At 72.2% G+C, this 18635-nt stretch carries 22 protein-coding genes; 13 read left to right on the top strand and 9 right to left on the bottom strand.

Annotated elements, in window-relative coordinates:
- Window positions 1-85: 85 nt before the first annotated feature.
- Window positions 86-1024: an aldo/keto reductase gene (locus BKA00_RS06085; protein ID WP_185023977.1), complete on the bottom strand. Its 939-nt coding sequence runs from the start codon at window positions 1022-1024 to the stop codon at window positions 86-88.
- Between the two features lie 127 nt (window positions 1025-1151).
- On the opposite strand from BKA00_RS06085, the gene BKA00_RS06080 reads away from it, so the two are divergent.
- Window positions 1152-2066, top strand: coding sequence for a hypothetical protein (locus BKA00_RS06080; protein WP_185023976.1), 915 nt, complete (start codon window positions 1152-1154; stop codon window positions 2064-2066).
- Window positions 2067-2077: 11 nt separating this feature from the next.
- Window positions 2078-2728 carry a nucleoside triphosphate pyrophosphohydrolase gene (locus tag BKA00_RS38655; protein ID WP_230299278.1) on the top strand — a complete coding sequence of 217 codons (651 nt, stop codon included), beginning with the start codon at window positions 2078-2080 and terminating at the stop codon, window positions 2726-2728.
- A 108-nt stretch (window positions 2729-2836) separates the two neighbouring features.
- Here BKA00_RS38655 and bioB read toward each other — a convergent pair whose 3' ends face one another.
- Entirely contained in the window at window positions 2837-3997 is a 1161-nt protein-coding gene (gene bioB, locus BKA00_RS06070; RefSeq protein ID WP_185023975.1) for a biotin synthase BioB, read from the bottom strand.
- A gap of 416 nt (window positions 3998-4413) precedes the next feature.
- Window positions 4414-4644: a hypothetical protein gene (locus BKA00_RS06065; RefSeq protein ID WP_185023974.1), complete on the bottom strand. Its 231-nt coding sequence runs from the start codon at window positions 4642-4644 to the stop codon at window positions 4414-4416.
- Between the two features lie 150 nt (window positions 4645-4794).
- On the opposite strand from BKA00_RS06065, the gene BKA00_RS06060 reads away from it, so the two are divergent.
- Window positions 4795-5478 (top strand): alpha/beta fold hydrolase, encoded by a 684-nt coding sequence (locus tag BKA00_RS06060; protein WP_185023973.1) that lies wholly within the window; start codon window positions 4795-4797, stop codon window positions 5476-5478.
- A gap of 119 nt (window positions 5479-5597) precedes the next feature.
- Here BKA00_RS06060 and BKA00_RS06055 read toward each other — a convergent pair whose 3' ends face one another.
- Window positions 5598-6215, bottom strand: a complete 618-nt coding sequence (locus tag BKA00_RS06055; RefSeq protein WP_185023972.1) for a DUF4291 domain-containing protein — start codon at window positions 6213-6215, stop codon at window positions 5598-5600.
- Window positions 6216-6250: 35 nt separating this feature from the next.
- Window positions 6251-6955 carry a TetR/AcrR family transcriptional regulator gene (locus BKA00_RS06050; protein ID WP_185023971.1) on the bottom strand — a complete coding sequence of 235 codons (705 nt, stop codon included), beginning with the start codon at window positions 6953-6955 and terminating at the stop codon, window positions 6251-6253.
- Window positions 6956-7042: 87 nt separating this feature from the next.
- On the opposite strand from BKA00_RS06050, the gene BKA00_RS06045 reads away from it, so the two are divergent.
- Entirely contained in the window at window positions 7043-7939 is an 897-nt protein-coding gene (locus BKA00_RS06045) for a TIGR03620 family F420-dependent LLM class oxidoreductase (RefSeq protein ID WP_185023970.1), read from the top strand.
- Between the two features lie 177 nt (window positions 7940-8116).
- Here the strand turns inward: BKA00_RS06045 and BKA00_RS06040 are convergent, their stop codons facing one another.
- Both BKA00_RS06040 and BKA00_RS39720 read right to left on the bottom strand, forming a co-directional pair.
- Window positions 8117-8773 carry a response regulator gene (locus BKA00_RS06040; protein WP_185023969.1) on the bottom strand — a complete coding sequence of 219 codons (657 nt, stop codon included), beginning with the start codon at window positions 8771-8773 and terminating at the stop codon, window positions 8117-8119.
- Window positions 8774-8781: 8 nt separating this feature from the next.
- On the bottom strand, window positions 8782-9918 hold the full coding sequence (locus tag BKA00_RS39720; protein ID WP_221493029.1) for a sensor histidine kinase: 1137 nt from the start codon (window positions 9916-9918) through the stop codon (window positions 8782-8784).
- Between the two features lie 159 nt (window positions 9919-10077).
- On the opposite strand from BKA00_RS39720, the gene BKA00_RS06030 reads away from it, so the two are divergent.
- From BKA00_RS06030 to BKA00_RS06020, 3 genes are read left to right on the top strand one after another with little or no spacing between them, the layout of a single operon-like run.
- The gene (locus tag BKA00_RS06030) at window positions 10078-10983 is read left to right on the top strand and encodes an ABC transporter ATP-binding protein (protein WP_185023968.1); all 906 of its coding nucleotides are present in this window, start codon (window positions 10078-10080) and stop codon (window positions 10981-10983) included.
- On the top strand, window positions 10980-11756 hold the full coding sequence (locus tag BKA00_RS06025) for an ABC transporter permease subunit (RefSeq protein ID WP_185023967.1): 777 nt from the start codon (window positions 10980-10982) through the stop codon (window positions 11754-11756). Before BKA00_RS06030 ends, BKA00_RS06025 begins: the two co-directional genes overlap by 4 nt.
- A complete protein-coding gene (locus BKA00_RS06020; RefSeq protein WP_185023966.1) occupies window positions 11753-12535 on the top strand; it encodes an ABC transporter permease in 783 nt (260 codons plus the stop codon). The genes BKA00_RS06025 and BKA00_RS06020 overlap by 4 nt, the downstream gene beginning before the upstream one ends.
- A 76-nt stretch (window positions 12536-12611) precedes the next feature.
- Here the strand turns inward: BKA00_RS06020 and BKA00_RS06015 are convergent, their stop codons facing one another.
- Window positions 12612-12920 carry a hypothetical protein gene (locus tag BKA00_RS06015; protein WP_221493028.1) on the bottom strand — a complete coding sequence of 103 codons (309 nt, stop codon included), beginning with the start codon at window positions 12918-12920 and terminating at the stop codon, window positions 12612-12614.
- Between the two features lie 655 nt (window positions 12921-13575).
- Between BKA00_RS06015 and BKA00_RS06010 the strand changes: the two genes are divergently transcribed.
- The gene (locus BKA00_RS06010) at window positions 13576-14373 is read left to right on the top strand and encodes a helix-turn-helix domain-containing protein (protein ID WP_230299277.1); all 798 of its coding nucleotides are present in this window, start codon (window positions 13576-13578) and stop codon (window positions 14371-14373) included.
- Between the two features lie 10 nt (window positions 14374-14383).
- Here the strand turns inward: BKA00_RS06010 and paaI are convergent, their stop codons facing one another.
- Entirely contained in the window at window positions 14384-14824 is a 441-nt protein-coding gene (paaI, locus tag BKA00_RS06005) for a hydroxyphenylacetyl-CoA thioesterase PaaI (RefSeq protein ID WP_420829664.1), read from the bottom strand.
- Window positions 14825-14915: 91 nt separating this feature from the next.
- Here paaI and BKA00_RS06000 point away from each other — a divergent pair, with 91 nt between their 5' ends.
- The 5 genes from BKA00_RS06000 (at window position 14916) to BKA00_RS05980 (ending at window position 18624) form a co-directional block, all read left to right on the top strand.
- Window positions 14916-15317, top strand: a complete 402-nt coding sequence (locus tag BKA00_RS06000) for a nitroreductase family deazaflavin-dependent oxidoreductase (protein WP_185023965.1) — start codon at window positions 14916-14918, stop codon at window positions 15315-15317.
- A 105-nt stretch (window positions 15318-15422) separates the two neighbouring features.
- Window positions 15423-16544, top strand: a complete 1122-nt coding sequence (locus BKA00_RS05995) for a phosphotransferase enzyme family protein (protein WP_230299276.1) — start codon at window positions 15423-15425, stop codon at window positions 16542-16544.
- Between the two features lie 134 nt (window positions 16545-16678).
- Complete coding sequence (locus BKA00_RS05990) at window positions 16679-17545, top strand: NAD(P)-dependent oxidoreductase (protein ID WP_185023964.1); 867 nt, start codon at window positions 16679-16681, stop codon at window positions 17543-17545.
- 73 nt (window positions 17546-17618) lie between these two features.
- Window positions 17619-18008, top strand: coding sequence for a VOC family protein (locus tag BKA00_RS05985; protein ID WP_185023963.1), 390 nt, complete (start codon window positions 17619-17621; stop codon window positions 18006-18008).
- Between the two features lie 13 nt (window positions 18009-18021).
- Entirely contained in the window at window positions 18022-18624 is a 603-nt protein-coding gene (locus BKA00_RS05980) for a class I SAM-dependent methyltransferase (protein WP_185033745.1), read from the top strand.
- Window positions 18625-18635: the final 11 nt, after the last annotated feature.

Here is an 18635-nt window from a genome sequence, read left to right as displayed (position 1 = left end):
GAGGTTCGGGCTGCGGGGACACGGCTATCCGATCATGGTGGGGCGTGCTCAAATCGTGCCACGGCACGCGGGTTCTTCCGACCGCTCACGTCCAGGAAAGCGCGCTCCGTTCGGCCCAGTAGCGTTCCGCCGGGACGTTCAGCCCCGCCAGTTCCTCCAGGTCGCCTTCATCGAGTCGCACCTCCGTCGCCGCGAGGTTGGCCTGCAACTGGGGAGGGCTCACCGCACCGATGAGGACGGTGTCGGCCCAAGGCCTGCTGAGCGCCGCCGCCAGAGCCACAGCGTCCGGACCCGCATGGTGCTTGGACGCGAGGTCTTGCACCTCCGAGGGCGGCCGGACAGCGAGCCTGCCGTTGGCCAGGACTTCCTTGAGAAGGACATGCAGTCCGTCCTCGTGGGCCTCGCGTAGCGCGTCCCCAGCTGAGGTCTCCAGGACATTCCACGTCGACTGGACTGTGCTGAACAGTCTCTGACCGGCCACCTCCAACCCCATGGCATGTCTGATCGTGTCCGCCTGCCGTGGCCCCGACGTAGAGAACCCAACGCGAACACCCTCACCGGCCAACTGAGCTAGAGCCTCCTGTAGGCGGAGGTCCTGAAACAGCGGACTCTCGTCGGTGAGTGAATGCACCTGATAGACCGCCAGGTGCACGCCCAGAAGGTTGCGCGTCTCCTCATACTGGGTCTTGAAACGGGCGAGGCTGTGCTCCTTGACCTCGTGGACCTTCGCGTCGGTCTTCCACTCGGCCACGTAGGCATAGCCCCACTTGCTCGACACACGGACCCCTTCGGGGGCACGTGCCGCCAGCCAGCCGCCAAGGAACTCTTCTGCCCTGCCGTAGGAACGCGCAGCGTCCACCCACCGAACGCCTGCCGCATACGCAGAGTCGAGGACGCTCCAGGTCGCCTCGCGCATCGCCTCCACGCTCCGTCCGGGCGGCAGTTCCCCGGCGCTTCCCACATTGATGTAGGCCGGCCGCCCCAGCGCGGCGAGCCCGACTCCGAGCCGGCGTATCGCGTCCATTCCCCCAGCCTTCCACGCCGGAGCTCGGCCGCCCTTTATCCACAGAATCCCGTTCGCCTCGGCCCGCCCGGCGGCCTCCCCGAGGCTGGACCTCGCACGCCGGTCCACCGGCCACGAGGAGGCTGCAATGCGCGTCACCATCACGGTCCCCGAAGAGACCACCGCCGATTTCGTCGTCGCGACCGACAGGGACCCCGGCGACCTGTCGGCGGCGATTCTTCAGAGATTCTCGGGCTCCTTCGCCGCGGCGATCTCGGAGAGGCTCGGCTCTCCCCGGCTCGCGCTCGCCTGCCACCCCGCCGCGAACTCGCCGTGGGGCCTCTCCGGCATCACCGGCCAAGACGCCGACGACACCGAGAGGCTCCGCCAAGCAACGCAGCACATCGGCGTCACATCGGTCCTGCCGGCCGGTGATCTGCCGTTAGGGCCTCACCTCGCGCGCGCCGCGGCGAAGGCGGTCGCCGAATCCGTCTGCGGCGTCCTGGTGGACCCCGTCTCGAGGCAGGTCCTGCCCGTCGTTCCCTTCGGGAGGTTCGACGAGTTCGCCCTCGCCGACGACTGGCTCGGCGCCGCCCTGCCGCCCTACCGGAACTCCGGCCACTGCACCGCCGACGAGGACGACATCGACGGCTGCTCCTGCGTCCACCTCACGACCCGGGGGCTGTGCCGGTTCGGCCTGCCCGAATTGCAGATCACCAGCGTCGCCTGCCCGCACGACCTGGCCGCGCTCAACGTCCTGCGCACCGCCGCCCAACGGCTGCTGCCACTCGGCAGACATCCGGGAGAGCACGCCCTGCCCGCGGAGTTGCTGCTCACGAGCTCCGACTTCTCCGCGTACTGGGGCAACCGCGACCCCATGTGGGACGACGGCCCTCTCGCCGTCCGCCTCATCGAGGTGACACCTCGCCGCCTGGCAGTACGCCCGCCCGCGGACTTTCCGGGCACGCTGAACGAATGGCTGTGGGACGAACTCCCACCCATCCTGCACGAACTGCTCAGCTGCGAACCGGACCACGCCATGGCCGGCCATCCGAGTGGCTAACGTCGTCGAGCATGGAGACCGAGCAGGCACCGGGATCGCTCGCGAGGGCACTGGCGGATGTGGCGGCAGAACGCGAAGCCCAAGACCGGAAGTGGGGCGTCCAGGAGTTCCCTGACGGGACCGGCCCGGGTTTCACCGCTCGCGCCGAAGAGGCGAAACAGGAGTGCGCCGCGGCATGGTCACGCGGCGAGCTGACATGGCGTCACATTCTCACCGAGGAGTTCTACGAGGCGCTGGCCGAATCCGATCCGCTAAGCCTCCGCAACGAACTGATCCAGACGGCGGCGGTCGCCCTCAAGTGGGTCCAGTCCCTGGACCGGCGCCACGGCGGGACCGTGCACCGGACCGGGGACGGACGCCGATCCGAGAAACTCGTCCGCGACCGGATCCCCGAAATCATCCGGGACGCGGGCGGTTCCCCGGAGACACGGACCGCGGCCCCTGGGGAGCAAGGGGCGCTGCTTCGCAACAAGCTCTACGAGGAGGCCGGCGAGTACATCGCGACCGACGATCCCGCGGAGCTCTCCGACCTTCTGGAGGTACTCCACGCCCTCGCCGCCCTCCACGGCCTCTCACCCGAGCAACTGGAGGAGCAACGCGCCGCCAAAGCGGCGGAACGAGGAGGCTTCTCCGCTCGCCTGGTCCTTCGCCTCCCCCGCTGACCTCCGCGCAATCAGGACCGCCCAGCAACGCCGGTGGACGCGCCGGGGCACGCCGGTGGACGCGGCGGGGCGGGGCGGGAGGCAAGGTGTCGCCGAGGACGGACAGGGTCAGGCGTTGGGGGGAAGAGTGGTCCCGGCTCCGCGGCGGCGTACCGTCACCAGGTCGGCTCGGGGAGGCTGGGGAGTTCGTGGGAGGTGGGCGGCGCCGTCGCCGTGGCCGTGTCCTCCGTCGGGTTCGTCATCGGACGTGAAGGTCTGCGGCCGCCTCCGGTGTTCGGGCAGCGTGGTGGTGGCCGTGTCCTCGACCTCGAAGCCCGCGTCGGCGATCATGTCGAGGTCGGCCTTGCCTGCCTGCCCCTCGCTGGTCAGGTAGTCGCCCAGGAAGATCGAATTGACCACGTGCAGAGCGAGGGGCTGAAGCGTCCGCAGATGGATCTCCCGCCCGCCGGCGAGACGCACCTCCACGTCCGGGCAGACGAAACGCACCATCGCCAGTATCCGCAGGCAGCGCTGCGGGGTGAGGGCCCACTTCCCGGCCATCGGGGTCCCCTCGAACGGGATCAGGAAGTTCACCGGGACCGAGTCCACGTCCAGGTCACGCAGCGCGAACACCACGTCCACCAGGTCCGCGTCGCTCTCCCCCATGCCGGCGATCAGCCCCGAGCAGGCCGACAGGCCTGCCGCCTTACTCTGCCGCACGGTGTCGACCCGGTCGCCGAACTCGTGCGTGGTGCAGATGTCCGCGTACGCGGCTTCGGCGGTGTTCAGATTGTGGCTGTAGGCGTCGACGCCGGCCTCCTGCAGCCGCCCCGCCTGCGTGCCGGACAGCAGTCCGAGACAGGCGCAGATCTCCACCTCCTCGTCGCGTTCCTTGATCGCCGAGATGATGCCGGCGACCCGCTCGACGTCCCGGTCGGTCGGGCCGCGACCGCTGGCCACCAGGCACACGCGCTTGGCGCCGCCGGCCACGCCCGCTTCCGCAGCCGCGGCCGCCTCGTCGGGCTTCAGCCAGGTGTAGGTGAGGACCCCCGCCTTCGACCCCAGCCGCTGCGAGCAGTACGAGCAGTCCTCAGGGCAGAGCCCCGACTTCAGGTTGACCAGGTAGTTCAGCTTGACCCGGCGCCCGAACCAGTGCCGGCGTACCTTGCCGGCGGCGGCCACCACGTCGAGCAGCTCGTCATCGGGGGTTTCCAGCACCGCGTGCGCCTCGGCCCGGGACAGCGGCTCACGGCGCAATCCCTTGCCGACCAGAGTCTCCAGCAGGTCCATGGCGCCGATCCTCGCCTCCTGCGCTCGCCGCGCCAAGGCCCGGTTCGTACAAGAAGGTCGACCAAGATCTGTCGATCACGGCAGCGCGAGGCCAGCAGAGGCAGCACCTGTCGGCGTGGCGACGGCCGATGCCACGGCCGTTCGCGGCCTGGTCTGCCCGCGCCCCTGCCCCCCGGCCGGCCCCGCCGCCCGGCACTCGAAGTCCGAGTCGAAGTGGCCAGGTTGAGGGCCGACGAGGAGCAGACGGTATACGCACGTTTACCTAGTTCTGACCTGACGGCTGAGAGGGATTGGGTTATTGCGCTGAACTGCCGCGGACTGTCCTTGGCGGCAAGCGCGATCTCGGATGGCGCTGGTCGCGCCTTGGGGTGGTGCTTGTGCGGAGGGGTGTCGGGCGGCGTGCTGGGGTTCGTCGGTTAGGGCCATACCTGGTGGAGAGTCCAGGGGCCGGGCTTGTGTGGGGCGATGACCTCGGCGATGGCGGGGCCGTCCGGGGTCGCCACCTGGAGGCGGTAGAACCTCGCCTGGCCCGGGGCCTGCCATTCTTCGAGGACACGGCGCACGTCGTAGCGGCCTCGGGGGCCGGTGATGTGGCAGGGGCGGCCCGTGGGCGTGGTCTCGGCCGAGACCGGTTCATCGATCAGCACGAGACGACAAGCTAATACGAACACACGTTCGAAGCGAGCGACGCGCCGGGGCGGTCTCCGCATTCGGGCGTCCGATCAGGACTTCGCGGGAAGGGAATGTCGGTGTGGCTCGCTAGTGTCGCTGCCGCCGCACTACGGAGGTCGATGAACATGGCGACGTACACACTCATCCCGGGCGCGGGCGGACAGGCCTGGTTCTGGCACCGCCTGGTGCCGGAGCTGCGCGCGCGAGGGCACGATGCCATCGCGGTCGAGCTTCCGGCCGGGGATGACGCCGCGGGCCTTTCTGAGTACGCCGACACGGTCGTGGAGGCGATCGGGGACCGGAAGGACGTCATCCTGGTGGCGCAGTCGATGGGCGGCCTCACAGCACCGCTCGTCTGCGAGCGGCTACCGGTCGACCTGCTGGTGCTGCTCAACGCCATGGTCCCGTCGCCGGGCGAGACGGGTGGTGATTGGTGGCGGAACACCGGGCAGGCGAAGGCGATGTCCGACCAGGCGGTCCGAGAGGGACGGACGCCGTCCGCGGAGTTCGACGTCGAGGAGTGCTTCTTCCACGATGTCCCGGACGACGTGACGGCCATGGCGTTGTCGCAGGAGTCCGCGCAGTCGTCCACCCCGTTCGCGGAGCCATGGCCACTCCACAAGTGGCCCAGCACTCCGACCGTGTTCCTGCAAGCACGCGACGACCGCCTGTTTCCCCTGGAGTTCCAGCGGCGGGTGGTCGGCGAACGGCTCGGCATCAGCGTGGACGAGATGCCTGGGGGGCACTGTGTCGCGCTGAGCCGGCCTGGGGAACTGGCCGACCGCCTGGAGGCTTATCGCACGCGGTGACGCGGAGCGCCTGCCGCTGGCCGGCATGTCTTGGGCGTTGGCATTGAGGCGCTTCGGCCGGTGCACCGTTGAACGTTGCCCGGTCTTGGCTGCCGGCCCGGGGGCTGTCGCGGCTTGGCTTATGCGCGAGGTGGGGACGTCGGCTGCTGGGACGCGGCTAGGCGGTCGGCCAAGGCAGGTGTGAGGGGATAGAGGCGTTCCGTGGGGAGCAGGGCTCGGGCTTGCGGAAGCCGCCCGGCCTTGCGGAGTCCGTTGATCCTGCGGACCAGCGGGGTGAGGTCGTCGATGCCGAGGACCCAGTCGTCGACATAGCGGTCGACGATGTGGCGGCTGAGGCCTATCTGGATGCTGCGCGTTTCGAGTTTCCGGCCGTCGAGTGAGCGTTCAGGGTCCCATTGGACGTGCACGACCGCCTCCGCGAACCGGCGGCGCCACTCCTCGGAACTCCGGAAGACGCGGCGGTCCGGATCGGTCGGGACGGCCAGCCCCAGCGCCTCCTCCCAGCCGGTCCGGCTGATCCGGACGGCGAGGATCGTCTCCTGGCCGGGTCTGCGCCCCCAGTCGCTGCGGGCCATGAGCCACAGGAACGACGGTTTGATCCAGGTCATACGGTTGCGGGAGAACGGCGGGACGAACGTGCCGGCCTTGGCCGCCGGAACGCCGATCTCCGGTGCGTACGCCTGGTAGACGGTGATCGAGTCGCGGTCGTAACGGGCCCGGATCTCGCGTGTGCGCATGATCTGGCCAGCGTGGCGCGGAGGCGCGCCGCGCCTCAAGCGGTTTTCCGGCGGCGGTGCGCCTTCTGGCGGCAGGCGGTGCCGCAGAACCGGGCGGGGCGTCCCGTCGGCGCCGAGGTGAGCGGCTTGCCGCACACCTCGCAGCGCCTTTCGTTACGCTCCACGGGCACTGTTTCGTCGCCTTTCGTTACGGGGCGGAGGGCGTCGCAGGTGAGCGCCGTCATCCGGCCGGGACCGCCCTCGGGGCGCTGCCGGCGTTCCATCAACATGGCCCCGACCATGAGGGTGCGGACGTCGTGCACGTCCACGTCCGGGCGGACCTCGCCGGCGGCCTGCGCCCGCCGCAGAAGCTCGTCCAGAGCCGAGGCGAACTGCTCGTCCAGGTCGTGGGCGTCGAGCGTTCGCAGGTCAGCGGCCAACGCGTCGCACAGGGCGTGGTTGAACATCGCGCGCTCCACGACCCACATGAGGAAGCCGTAGAAGGCCTCTCCCGGCTCCTCCGATCGGACCAGGGCCTGCGCCTCGTCCACGATGCGCTCGATGCGGTCCGTGACGACCGCCTGGAACAGGGCCTCCTTGGTCGGGAAGTGCCGATAGACGGTCCCTGCGCCGACGCCCGCGCGGCGGGCGATCTCGTCGAGCGGGGCGAGGCGGCCGTCCGCGGCGAAGGCCTCGAAGGCGGCTTCGAGGATGCGCTGGCGGTTCCGGCGCGCGTCGGCGCGCTGGGGACGTCCGCTCATCCGGGGCCTCCTTGGTCGGTTGACAAGCGGGGCGGACGTTCCGGTAGCGTCCTAAGCGGGTTACTCGTTCCGATTATAGGAGGACCGATGACGGCGGTGGACGCGGCGCGAGCCGGGCTCGGCAGGATCGGCGTCGGGTTCGTGACGCCCATCGCGCCGGCCGGCGAATGGCGGCATGCGGCGCAGCGCGTGGAGCAGGCGGGCTACGGAGCGATATGGGTGAACGAGGCCATCGGCGGCCGGGAGGTGTTCACGCAGCTGAGCGTGATGCTCGCCGCGACGGAGCGGATCGTCGCGGGCTCGGCGGTCGCGAACCTGTGGGCGCGGCATCCCGCCGCCATGCAGGGCGCCGCGTCGGTCCTGGCCGACGCCTACCCCGAACGCCTCGCACTCGGCGTGGGCGTCAGCATGGGGGCGATCGTGGAGCAGAGCGGGCAGAAGTGGACCAGCCCGCTGAACCGGATGCGGGAGTACCTCGACGGCATGGACGCCGCCGTCGAAGCGGCACCGGTGCCCGAGAAGCCTTTCCCGCGCCTGCTGGCGGCCCTGGGTCCGAAGATGCAGGAGCTGGCCCGGGACCGCGCGGACGGAGCGCTCCCGGCGGCGATGCCCGTCGAGCACACCAGGCAGGCCCGGGAGAGGCTCGGCGCCGACAAGCTGCTCGTCGTCATGCAGACCGCCATTCTTGAGACGGATCCGGTGAAGGCGCGCGCACTCGCGAGAGGGACCCGGATGCTGAATCTCCCGGAGTCCCCCTACGTCCGCTCTCTCAAGACGCTCGGGTACGACGACGGCGCCGTCTCCGGCGGCGGCTCCGACGAGGTCATCGACGCCTGCTTCAGCTGGGGCGACGAGACCGCCATAGCCGAGCAGATCCGGGGGCACCTCGACGCGGGAGCCGACCACGTCTGCGTCACGGTGTTCGCCCCCGACCTGGCCTCGGCCGCCGACCAGTACGAACGCCTGGCCCCGGCTCTCCTCTGACCACCACGCGGCGCGATCACGGCTTCAGGTCGGCAGGACGACGACGATCGGCGGCCGCTCCGCTCGGGCGGGCGCGATGCCGATGACCGGCCTGACTCCACATCGTGGCGCCTGGGGGCCGATCGGTGAGCCGTCCCGTGCCTCGGGTGGACTTCCGTCCACCGCCCCGGGCGAAGGTCAGCGGGGGCGGACGAGGCCGGTCTCGTAGGCGGCGATGACCAGCTGGGCCCGGTCGCGGGCGTGCAGTTTGGCGAGCAGGTGGCCGATATGGGTCTTCACGGTGGCGGGGCTCAGGTGCAGGTGCTCGGCGAGTTCGGTGTTGGACAGCCCGCGGGCGATGAGCGTCAGGACCTCGCGCTCGCGGTCGGTGAGGGCGTCCAGGCCGGCCGGCGGGGGCTGCGCCGGACCGGGCCGGCGGACGAACTCGGCGATCAGCCGCCGGGTCACCGACGGCGACAGCAGCGACTCGCCGGCCGCGACGACGCGGATCGCCGACAGCAGGTCGGCGGGCGGGGTGTCCTTCAGCAGGAAGCCGCTCGCCCCGGCCCGCAGCGCCGAGTACACGTAGGTGTCCAGGTCGAAGGTCGTGAGGATCAGGACGCGGACGCCCGGGAGGCCGGCGCAGATGCGCTGGGTGGCCTCGATGCCGTCCATCTCGGGCATGCGGACGTCCATGAGGACGACGTCGGGGCGTTCCCGGGCGGCCAGTTCGACGGCCTCCGCACCGGTGCCGGCCTCGCCGACGGTCCGCAGGCCGGGCGCGGTGTCGATCAGGACGCGGAAGCTGCCGCGCAGCAGGGCCTGGTCGTCGACGACGAGGACGCTCAGATCCAACGGGGTTCCTAGGACTCGTACGGGAAGGCGGCGGACACGGCGAAGCCGCCTTCGGGGCGCGGCCCGGCGGTGAACTCGCCGCCGTACATCATGACGCGTTCGCGCATGCCGATGAGACCGTGCCCACCGCCGCCCGGCAGGACGCGGGCGCCGGGCCCGTCGTCGGTGACGTCGATGCGCAGGCGGAGTCCGTCGGCTCTGACGCGGACGCGGCAGCGCGCGGGGGCCGCGTGCTTGACGACGTTGGTGACCGCCTCCTGGACGATGCGGTAGGCGGAGAGCGCGACGCCGTCGGGGAGTTCCGCGGCGTCGACGTCCAAGTCGACGCGGACGCCGGCCATGGCGGCGCGTTCGGCGAGGCCGGCCAGGTCGGCGAGGCCCGGGGACGGAGTGAGGTCGGCGTCGGCGGCGCCGGTGCGCAGGACGCCGAGGAGGTGGCGCATCTCGGCGAGCGTCCCGCGGCTGGTGGTCTCGATGACCCGGAGGGCGTCGAGGGCCTCCTCGGGGCGGGCCTCGGCGACGTGGACGGCGACGCCGGCCTTGACGGCGATGAGGCTCATGCTGTGCGCGACGACGTCGTGGAGTTCGCGGGCGATGCGGAGCCGCTCGCCGGAGACGGCCTGGTCGGCGAGGCGGCGGGCGGCGTGCGCGGCGTGGGCGCGGCGTTCGCGGACGACGCGGCCGAGCGTCCAGGACGCGCCGAGGACGGAGGCGCCGAGCAGCACCCTCCCGAGGATCTCGGCCTGTGCTCCGACGGGGCCGGCGACGGCCCCGCCGAAGATGAACACGGCGCTGACGACGCCGATGAACAGAGTGGGGACCCAGCGGCGGCGGCGCCGGGTGAGCGCGACCTGGTAGAGGGCGAACCCCGCGGCGGCGTAGGTGTCCCAGGGCAGGCCGAGGAGGAGCGAGGCGGTCGAGGCGGACAGGACGGCGGCGAAGACCGGGACGGGCCACAGGCGCCGCACCGCGAGGGGCAGGCCCGCCGCGGCGACGAGCGGGAGGACGAGGAGCGGCGGGGCGCCGGTGTCCGCCGGCAGCATCAGGAGCACGAGGGCGTAGAGGAGCGCGGCCCCGGCGTCGAGGCCGATGAGGCCGCGCCGGCTGAGCCGCGGGAGCGGGGAGCGCAGCTCGGATTCGTCCACGTGGGGAAAGGTAGCGGCACGGCCGGTGCCCGCGCCTCGGGCCGGGGGCCGTCATACCTGGGGCGGAGGCGGCGCGGTGTTCTCGGAGCACGGTCGCACGCGCGGTTCCCGCCCGGGTTCCGATGTGCGCGGGGGTGGCCGCGTACGACCCTCGACCGCATGATCGAGGTACGCGAGCTGACGAAGCGCTACGGCGGCACGACCGCGGTGGACCGCCTGTCCTTCACGGTGAGGCCGGGGTCGGTGACGGGCTTCCTCGGCCCGAACGGGGCCGGAAAGTCGACGACGATGCGGATCGTGCTGGGGCTGGACCGTCCGGCGTCCGGTGAGGCGCTGGTCAACGGGCGGTCCTACACGGCGCTCAAGCGGCCGATGCGCGAGGTGGGGGCGCTGCTGGACGCGGGGGCGGTGCAGGGCGGGCGCCGGGCGTTCGACCATCTCGGCTGGCTGGCGCGCAGCAACGGGATCGGGACGCGGCGGGTGGCGGAGGTCCTGGAGCAGGTGGGACTCGCCGGGGTCGCGCGCAAACGGGTCGCCGGCTTCTCACTCGGGATGCGGCAGCGGCTCGGGATCGCCGCGGCGCTGCTGGGCGATCCGGGCGTGCTGATGTTCGATGAGCCGGTGAACGGCCTGGACCCCGACGGCGTCCGCTGGATCCGCGAGCTCATGCGGGCGCTGGCGGCCGAGGGCCGGACCGTCCTGGTCTCCAGCCATCTGATGAGCGAGATGGAGCTGACGGCCGACCGGCTGGTCATCATCGGGCGCGGGCGCCTGATCGCGGACACGTCGGTGCGGGAGCTGGCGGACCGGTTCCGCCGCGGGGTGCTGGTCCGCTCGCCCCGTCCGGCGGAGTTGACCGCCGTGCTCGCCGCGGCGGGGGGCCTCGTCGAGTCCGCGCCGGGCGGGGCGCTCACGGTCACCGGGATGGACGTGGCCGCCATCGGCGACACCGCCGCGGCGCACGGGATCCCGCTGTACGAGGTCGCGTCGCTCAGTGCCTCCCTGGAGGAGGCCTACATGGAGCTGACGGCGGAGAGCACCGAGTTCGGGGCGGTGGCGCGGTGATCGACGCCCTCGCCGCGGAGTGGTACAAGCTCCGGACCATCCGCTCGACCTTCGCCCTGCTCGGGACGGTCGCGGCGTTCATGCTGCTCTGTGTCGTGTGGTCCTGGTACGTGACCCGCTACTGGGACGGTCTGCCGGCCGCGAGGAAGGCGACGGCGACGGCGGCCCCGGCGGAGCAGCCCCTGGCCGTCGCTCTGCCGGTGTGCGCGGTCCTGCTGGGGGCGCTGACGGTCACGTCGGAGTACGCGCACGGCATGGTCCGGACGACGCTCGCCGTCCTGCCGAACCGCCTGGCCCTGTACGCGGCGAAGGGCGGGGTGGCGGCGGCGACGGTGCTCGCCGCGTCGCTGACGGCGCTCGCCGCCGGAACCGCCGCCGGGAACGCGATCGTGGGCGATCGTCCCGTGGCCACGTTCCAGGGATCTGTGCCGGACGTCGCGGTCCATCTGCTGTGGCTCGGCCTGACGACCTCGGCGATCACGGTCATCGCCTTCGGGTTGGGAGCCGTCCTCCGCTCCACGGCCACGACGCTCACCGCGGGCATGGCCGTGCTGTTCGTGGCGCCCGGCCTCGCCCAGTTGCTGCCGTCGCCGTGGGACGAGCGGATCTGGTCGGCGCTTCCCGGAAGCCTGTCCAACCAGATCGCGGCCGCGCCCGGCTCGCCGACCGACCACGGCGTGCTGGCACCGTCCGCCGCGATCGCGCTGCTGGCGGCGTACGCGGTGGTCGCGTTCGCGGGCGGCGCCCTCTCGTTCACTCGGAGGGACGCGTGATCGCCCATGCGGTCGCCGCGGAGTGGCGGAAGCTGAACTCGATCCGCTCGACCTACTGGGTGCTGGCCGCGACGGCGGCCTTCACAGGGTTCACCGTGCTTCTCGCGGTCCAGATGGCGCACGTGTGGGACGGTCTGTCCGCCGATCGCCGTGAAGAACTCCTGCTGCGCCCGCTGCAGGAGCTCAGCACGTGGGCGGCGTCGCTGTGCCTGGCGGTGCTCGGCGCGCTGTCCGTCACGTCCGAGTACCGAACGGGGATGATCCGCGCGAGCTTCACCGTGCTCCCGAGGCGCCCCGTGCTGCTGGCGGCCAAGGCGACAGTGGTGGGGACGGTCGCCCTTGTCGCCGGGGAGGCCGCGACGGTCGGCTCGTTCCTCGGCGTCCGGCTGGTCATCGGCGACCGCCCGTTCCCGGACCAGCACGCGTCCATCGCCCACGACCTGCCCGGCTTCCTCGTCGAGGGGACGGCGGTGCCGATGTTCGCGCTGCTCGGGCTGTCACTGGGCGTGCTGCTGCGCTCCACGGCGGGGACGCTCGTGTCGGTGGTGTTCCTGTGGCACGTCCTGCCGCTGCTCGTCTTCCACCTGCCGCGGCCGTGGAGCGAGCGCATCGGCTCGGTCATGCCCGGCGGCCTGCCCGCCCAGATGGCGGGGCTCAGCGCGGACAACTCCGTCTACGGCGACCTGCTGTCCCCCGGCGCGGCGACGGCCCTGCTGCTCGCGTACGCGCTCGTACCGCTCGGTCTGGCCGCCCTGGTCCTCGCCGGGCGAGACGCCTGAGACCCTGAGACCAGTGACGGCGGCGTCCCCGTGCGGGGCGCCGCCGTTCCTTCGGTTCGCGGGCTCGTCCGGAGGCTCAGCCGGCCTGAAGCGAGCTCGCCCGGATCGCCAGGCGCTCGCGGAGCATGTCGACGGCCTCGTCGATGCGGGGCGCGGCGGCCTGCGCGCGCACCCGCCGGCGGCCGAACTCGACGACGGCCTGGGCCAGGGCGGGGCGAGGCAGCGACCGGTCGGCCACCACGCTCAGCGTGACCTGGACGGACGTGACGCCGCCGGCGCCGGCCAGCGCGTCGCGGACGGCCCGCTCGGCCGCCGCGCGCTCGTGCGCCGAGACGTCGCCCGAGGTCAGGAACCGGATCTCCGGCCGTTCACGGGTCACGTTCATCTGTCCTCCCAGTTGCGCGAAGTGTGCTCACCTGTCCCGAGCCGGCGGCCGGGGCCGCCGCTCTGAAGTGTGAACGCCGCGGGAGTCCCGGATCGCGCCCGCGCGGGACGAGAGCTTCATCACTCGTCGCGCCGCCGGGGCGGCACGTACCCCGGGGAATGTTCGCCAAATAAGTGGTCAGGGACATTCACGGGGACGACGACAGTCCGCGAATTGGCCTGTCAGGATTGGTCACCCGCATTGCCGGAGAGCGATCCGCAATTCTGCGCCAACCCAGGGGCGCCGACACGGGGAAAAATGACCACCGGGCCGACTCAGATGCAACGAATCTGCAACGTTCCGCAGCCGCACCGCCACCGACAGCACTGGTCACGGGGACGTCACGGCGCCTTCGCGCACGTCAGCCGCCGTTCGGGCGCACCCGGGCCGCAAGGCGGTATTCCTGCTTCCCAAAAACGTCCGCGCATCCTCTAACATAGTGCGGTGCCGTTCCGCCCGCGAGCAGACCCGTCGACTGGCTGGTGACCCCTTGCCCCAGGATTCAGCTGCGCCAACACCTCCGTCCGAAGGTGATCCGGCCGGACGGCTGATCGATTATCCGCGCCGCGGCGGGCCCACGGTCCTGCGCATTCTCCTCGGCGCGCAGTTGCGGCGGATGCGCGAGTCGCGCGGCATCTCCACCGAGCAGGCGGGCTACGAGATCCGCGGCTCGCACTCCAAGATCAGCCGAATGGAACTGGGCAGGGTCGGTTTCAAGGAGCGCGACGTCGCCGACCTGCTCACCCTGTACGGGGTCTCCGACCCCGCGGAGCGCGCCCCGCTGCTGGCCCTCGCCAAGGAGGCCAACACCCCCGGCTGGTGGCACCGTTACGGCGACATCCTCCCGAGCTGGTTCGAGGTGTACCTGGGGCTGGAGGAGGCCGCCTCCCTCCTGCGCACCTACGAGTTGCAGTTCGTTCCCGGCCTCCTGCAGACCGAGGACTACGCGCGCGCCGTCATCCGGCTCGGGTACTCCGACGCCAGCGACGAGGAGGTCGAGCGCCGCGTCCAGATCCGCACCACCCGGCAGGAGCGGTTCACCTCGCCCGAGGCGCCGACGCTGTGGGCCGTACTGGACGAGGCGGTCGTGCGCCGCCCGCTGGGCGGCCGCGACGTGATGCGCGACCAGATCCGGCATCTGATCGAGGTGTCGGAACTGCCCAACGTCACCCTCCAGATCGTGCCGTTCGGCGCGGGAGGGCACGCCGCCGCGGGAGGCCCGTTCACCATCCTGCGCTTCGCCGAGCCCGGCCTGTCCGACGTCGTCTACCTGGAGCAGCTCACCAGCGCGCTCTACCTCGACAAGCCGACCGACGTCGACACCTACATGCGCGCGATGAACAACCTGTGCATCACCGCCGAACGTCCCGACGAGACGTCGCGCTACCTCACCCGGGTCCTGAACGAGTTGTGACCCGCGCGTCTCAGGGCGCGCCGCCGTCCAGGACGCGCTGGTCCCGGCTGCGGCTTCCGCCGCGGAACTCCGCGATGACCTCCCCGCCGGGGACGCGGCGCACCGTGACGTCGTAGACGCCGCTCCGCCCGTACCGGGTTCGTTCGACCGCTGTCGCCTCCAGGACGTCCCCGGCGCGCGCGCTCGCGACGAACACCACGTCGGCGGACGCCGCGACCGTCACGGAGTCGTAGGTGTTGCACGCGTAGGCGAAGGCCGAGTCGGCGAGCAGGAACAGGTAGCCGCCGTGGGCGATCCCGTGCCCGTTCACCATGGTTCCGGCCACCGTCATCCGCAGCCGCGCCCGCCCCGGCGCGATCTCGGTGATCCGCATGCCGAGGTCCTGCGCCACCTTGTCCTGCGCGTACATCGTCTCGGCGCACCGCCGCGCCACCTCCGCCGCATCATCCACCACGCCAGGGTAGTGATCCCGGGAAGGGCGGCCCCGACCCGCGGGTTACAGAAGGGCGCCCATATGGCCAGGGCAAAGTGAGGAGAAAACCATGCTGTACGGCAAGGAACACGTCGAGCGGTACCAGGCGACCGACGGCGCGGAGGGACACGACTGGCAGGGCACCGTCACCCTCCTGCTCACCACCACCGGGCGGCGCAGCGGCAAGGAGCACACGACACCGCTCATCTACCAGACGGAAGGCGACGCCTACCTCGTCGTGGCGTCCAAGGGCGGGGCGGACGAGCCGCCGCTCTGGTACCGCAACCTGGAGGACAGGCCCGAGGTGAAGGTGCAGGTGAAGGGCGACAAGTTCACCGCGCGGGCCCGCACGGCGACGCCCGAGGAGAAGCCCGCACTCTGGCGGAAGATGACCGCCACCTGGCCGGACTACGACGAGTACCAGAAGAAGACGGACCGCGACATCCCCGTCGTCGTCCTCGAACGCGTCTGAGGCGCCGGACGGCGCTGTCCGCTTCCGCGCCGCGGCCGGGACGTGTAGCGTCGGCGTAGAACACCCATTCGACCGCCGTCCGTCCGAAGCAGCCGAGGTGCCGAGGTGCCGACGTCCGAGAGTGCCGACGCCAGAGACAGGGCTGACACCGAACACCGGGCCGACGGCGGCGGGCAGGCGGCGGACGACGCGCCACCGCTCCCGCCGCGGCTGCTGAAGCGCTGGGAGATCGGCGCGCCGGACGCGGTGGCCCCGCTGGCCGCGGGCCCGGGCGACCGGAGCTGGCGCGTCGACGCGGCGGGCGGAGCGTTCTTCCTCAGGGAGCACACCGGCGCCGACCGGCGCCGCGTGCTGTTCCAGCACGGCGTCACGGCCGCGCTCGACGCGGCCGGCCTTCCGGTGCTCGCGCCCGTGCCGGCGCGGGGCGGCCGCACGCTGGTCACCGCCGCCGGCCGCGGATACGTCCTGTACCCGTGGGTCGGCGGCCGCGGCCGCGGCGGGCTGGAGCTGACGTTCACCCAGTGCGAGGCCCTCGGCGAGCTGCTCGGACGGCTGCACGCCGCGCTCGACGAGCTCACGCCGCCCGTCCAGCAGAGCATGCTCGTGCCGACCGCGCGAGCCGCCGACGCGGCCGCCGCCGTCGAGGCGATGCTGCGCGACGTCCCGGACGGCGGGGACGGCACCGACTTCGACGCGCTGACCGCGCGCCGCCTGCGGGAGCGCCGCGCCCTGCTCACCGAGTTCGCCGGGCACCAGCCGCCCGACATCGAGGTCAGCACGGTCGGGCACCTGCACGGCTCCTTCCACGCCGAGCACCTCCGCTACGGCGGGTCGGGCAACGTCACCGCCGTGCTCGGCTGGGGCGGCCTCACCACGGGCCCGGTCGCGGGGGAGGTCGTGCGCTCGGCGGCACGGCTGTTCGCCTGCGAGGACGAGCGCGGCCTCGACCTCGACCGCGTCCAGGCGTTCGTGCGGGGGCACCGCTCCGCCTTCCCGCTGGACGCCGGGCAGATCCAGTCGGCCGTGCACCGGGAATGGTGGGAGCGGCTCTGCGACGTCGCGCCGCTGCGGCACCGCTACCTGGGCGAGGACGGCGCGGGCGAGCGCGGCCCCGCGACGCTCGTGGGCTGGTGGTCGGCTCATCTCGACCGCACCCTCGACGCCTTCGCCGTGCCCTACACCGCCGGTTACGCCGACGCGCCCGGCGACAGCCCCGCCTACGGCTGACCGGCCGCCCCGCCGATCCGGCGGCGCATCCCGGCCCCGCGGCGGGTAAGGACCCTGCGGATGCGGATCAGACCGCGATGTGCGAAGGTCGTCCCCGCACAAATATGTATCAAACGGTCCAAAAGGAGGGGCAGATGACTCAGGTCGCAGTGCTCGGCACAGGGATCATGGGCGCCGCGATGGCCCGCAACCTGCTGCGGAAGGGCCACGGGGTCGCCGCCTGGAACCGCACGGCCGCCCGCGCGGAACCGCTCGCCGCCGACGGCGCCGCCGTCGCGGCCTCCCCCGCCGAGGCCGTCCGGGGCGCCGACGTCGTCATCACCATGCTGAACGACGCGGAGACCGCCCTGGAGGTGATGGAGGACGCCGGCCCAGCGCTGAGCGCCGGGCAGATCTGGGCGCAGATGGGCACGGTCGGCGTCGCGGACGTGCCCCGGCTGGCCCGGTTCGCCGCCGGCCACGGGCTGACGTTCGTCGACTCCCCCGTGCAGGGCACCAAGCAGCCCGCCGAGCAGGGGAGGCTCATCATCCTCGCGGCCGGGCCGCAGGACGCGCGCAAGGCCCTGGAGCCGGTCTTCGGCGCGGTCGGCGGCAAGACGGTGTGGCTGGACGAGGACGGCGCGGGCGGCGCGGGCACCCGGCTCAAGCTGGCCGCCGTGAGCTACGCCATCTCGCTGACCTCGGTCGTCGCCGAGTCGGTGGCGCTGGCGAAGGGCCTCGGGCTCGACCCGTCCCTGCTCGGCGAGGTCCTCACCGGCGGCCCGCTCGACAGCCCCTACCTCCAGGCCAAGATGAAGGCGATGCTCGACGGCGACTTCGAGCCGAGCTTCGCGGTCCGCAACGCCGAGAAGAACACCCGGCTCATCCACGACTCGGCCGAGGCCGCGGGCGTGCGCGTCGACGTGAACGACGCGGCGGGCGAGCGCTTCCGGCGCGCCATCGAGCAGGGGCACGGCGACGAGGACATGGCCGCCACCTACCGCGCGAGCTTCGCGGACTGACCCGGGCGGACACCGGGCCGACACGCGCTCGCAGCGGGCGCGCCGGTGCGGGCGCCGGGGTCAGGATGGTGCCATGGACGTACTGAGCAGCCGCATCCTGCTTCGCCCCGCCGATCCGGCGCGCACCCGGCGCTTCTACCGCGACGTGCTCGGCCTCGCCGTGTACCGGGAGTTCGGCCCGGCCGACTCCCCCGGCGTGGTGTTCTTCCTCGGTCCGGGATTCCTGGAGGTGTCGGGGCACGGCGGCGGCCGCACCGGGTCGTCGCCGATGCTCTGGCTCCAGGTCCGCGACGTCCGGGCCGAGCACGAACGGCTCGCGGCCGCCGGCGCCCGCGTCACGCGGGAGCCGCGCGAGGAACTCTGGGGACTGGTCGAGATGTGGATCGAGGACCCGGACGGCGTCAAGATCGTTATTGTGGAGGTGCCGGAGGGGCACCCCCTCCGCCGCGACCCGCGCTCCTGACCCGGTGGTGACGATGACCGGCGACTACTGGAACCACAACACGCACTACCACGGCGTCGTGCTGCGCAACGTGCCGCGGGGATGCGGTGAGGCGCTGGACGTCGGCTGCGGGGACGGCCTGCTGGTGCGCCGCCTCGCGCCCCGCGCGGCGCACGTCACCGGGCTCGACCGGTCGCCGGACATGGTCGCCGAGGCGGCGCGGTCGAGCGGGGGCGTCGGCAACGTCGACTTCGTCGAGGCGGGCCTCCTCGAATACGACCTGCCGGAGGACTTCTACGACTTCGTCTGCAGCGTCGCCGCCATCCACCACATGGACTTCGCCAAGGGCCTGACGGCGATGCGCGGCGCCGTCAGGCCCGGCGGCACCCTGGTGGTCATCGGGCTGGCGAACAACGGGGGGCCGCGTGACCGGGCGCACGCCGCGGCCGGCCTGCCGGCGCACTACTTCCACCGGCTCCGCAACCGCCGGCGCGCGGGCGATCCCGACGCCCCGGTCATGGACCCCGACATGACGTGGGGCGAGGTGCGGGACGAGGCGCTGCGGCTGCTTCCCGGCGCCGCGTTCCGCAAGCACCTGCTGTGGCGCTACTCCCTCGTGTGGCGCAAGCCGCGCTGACCCCGCCCGGA

This window comes from Actinomadura coerulea, assembly GCF_014208105.1.
GTDB lineage: Bacteria > Actinomycetota > Actinomycetes > Streptosporangiales > Streptosporangiaceae > Spirillospora > Spirillospora coerulea.
Note: the sequence above shows the minus strand (reverse complement) of the source record. Positions and strands in the feature narration are given on the sequence as shown.

Coding starts and splice junctions, on each gene's coding strand:
- BKA00_RS05990 (WP_185023964.1), top strand. CDS start 16,679: ATGACTCAGGTCGCAGTGCTCGGCACAGGGATCATGGGCGCCGCGATG.
- BKA00_RS06030 (WP_185023968.1), top strand. CDS start 10,078: ATGATCGAGGTACGCGAGCTGACGAAGCGCTACGGCGGCACGACCGCG.
- BKA00_RS05985 (WP_185023963.1), top strand. CDS start 17,619: ATGGACGTACTGAGCAGCCGCATCCTGCTTCGCCCCGCCGATCCGGCG.
- BKA00_RS06060 (WP_185023973.1), top strand. CDS start 4,795: ATGGCGACGTACACACTCATCCCGGGCGCGGGCGGACAGGCCTGGTTC.
- BKA00_RS06015 (WP_221493028.1), bottom strand. CDS start 12,920: ATGAACGTGACCCGTGAACGGCCGGAGATCCGGTTCCTGACCTCGGGC.
- BKA00_RS06055 (WP_185023972.1), bottom strand. CDS start 6,215: ATGCGCACACGCGAGATCCGGGCCCGTTACGACCGCGACTCGATCACC.
- bioB (WP_185023975.1), bottom strand. CDS start 3,997: ATGGACCTGCTGGAGACTCTGGTCGGCAAGGGATTGCGCCGTGAGCCG.
- BKA00_RS06050 (WP_185023971.1), bottom strand. CDS start 6,955: ATGAGCGGACGTCCCCAGCGCGCCGACGCGCGCCGGAACCGCCAGCGC.
- BKA00_RS06000 (WP_185023965.1), top strand. CDS start 14,916: ATGCTGTACGGCAAGGAACACGTCGAGCGGTACCAGGCGACCGACGGC.
- BKA00_RS06010 (WP_230299277.1), top strand. CDS start 13,576: ATGCGCGAGTCGCGCGGCATCTCCACCGAGCAGGCGGGCTACGAGATC.
- BKA00_RS06085 (WP_185023977.1), bottom strand. CDS start 1,024: ATGGACGCGATACGCCGGCTCGGAGTCGGGCTCGCCGCGCTGGGGCGG.
- BKA00_RS38655 (WP_230299278.1), top strand. CDS start 2,078: ATGGAGACCGAGCAGGCACCGGGATCGCTCGCGAGGGCACTGGCGGAT.
- BKA00_RS05980 (WP_185033745.1), top strand. CDS start 18,022: ATGACCGGCGACTACTGGAACCACAACACGCACTACCACGGCGTCGTG.
- BKA00_RS06080 (WP_185023976.1), top strand. CDS start 1,152: ATGCGCGTCACCATCACGGTCCCCGAAGAGACCACCGCCGATTTCGTC.
- BKA00_RS06045 (WP_185023970.1), top strand. CDS start 7,043: ATGACGGCGGTGGACGCGGCGCGAGCCGGGCTCGGCAGGATCGGCGTC.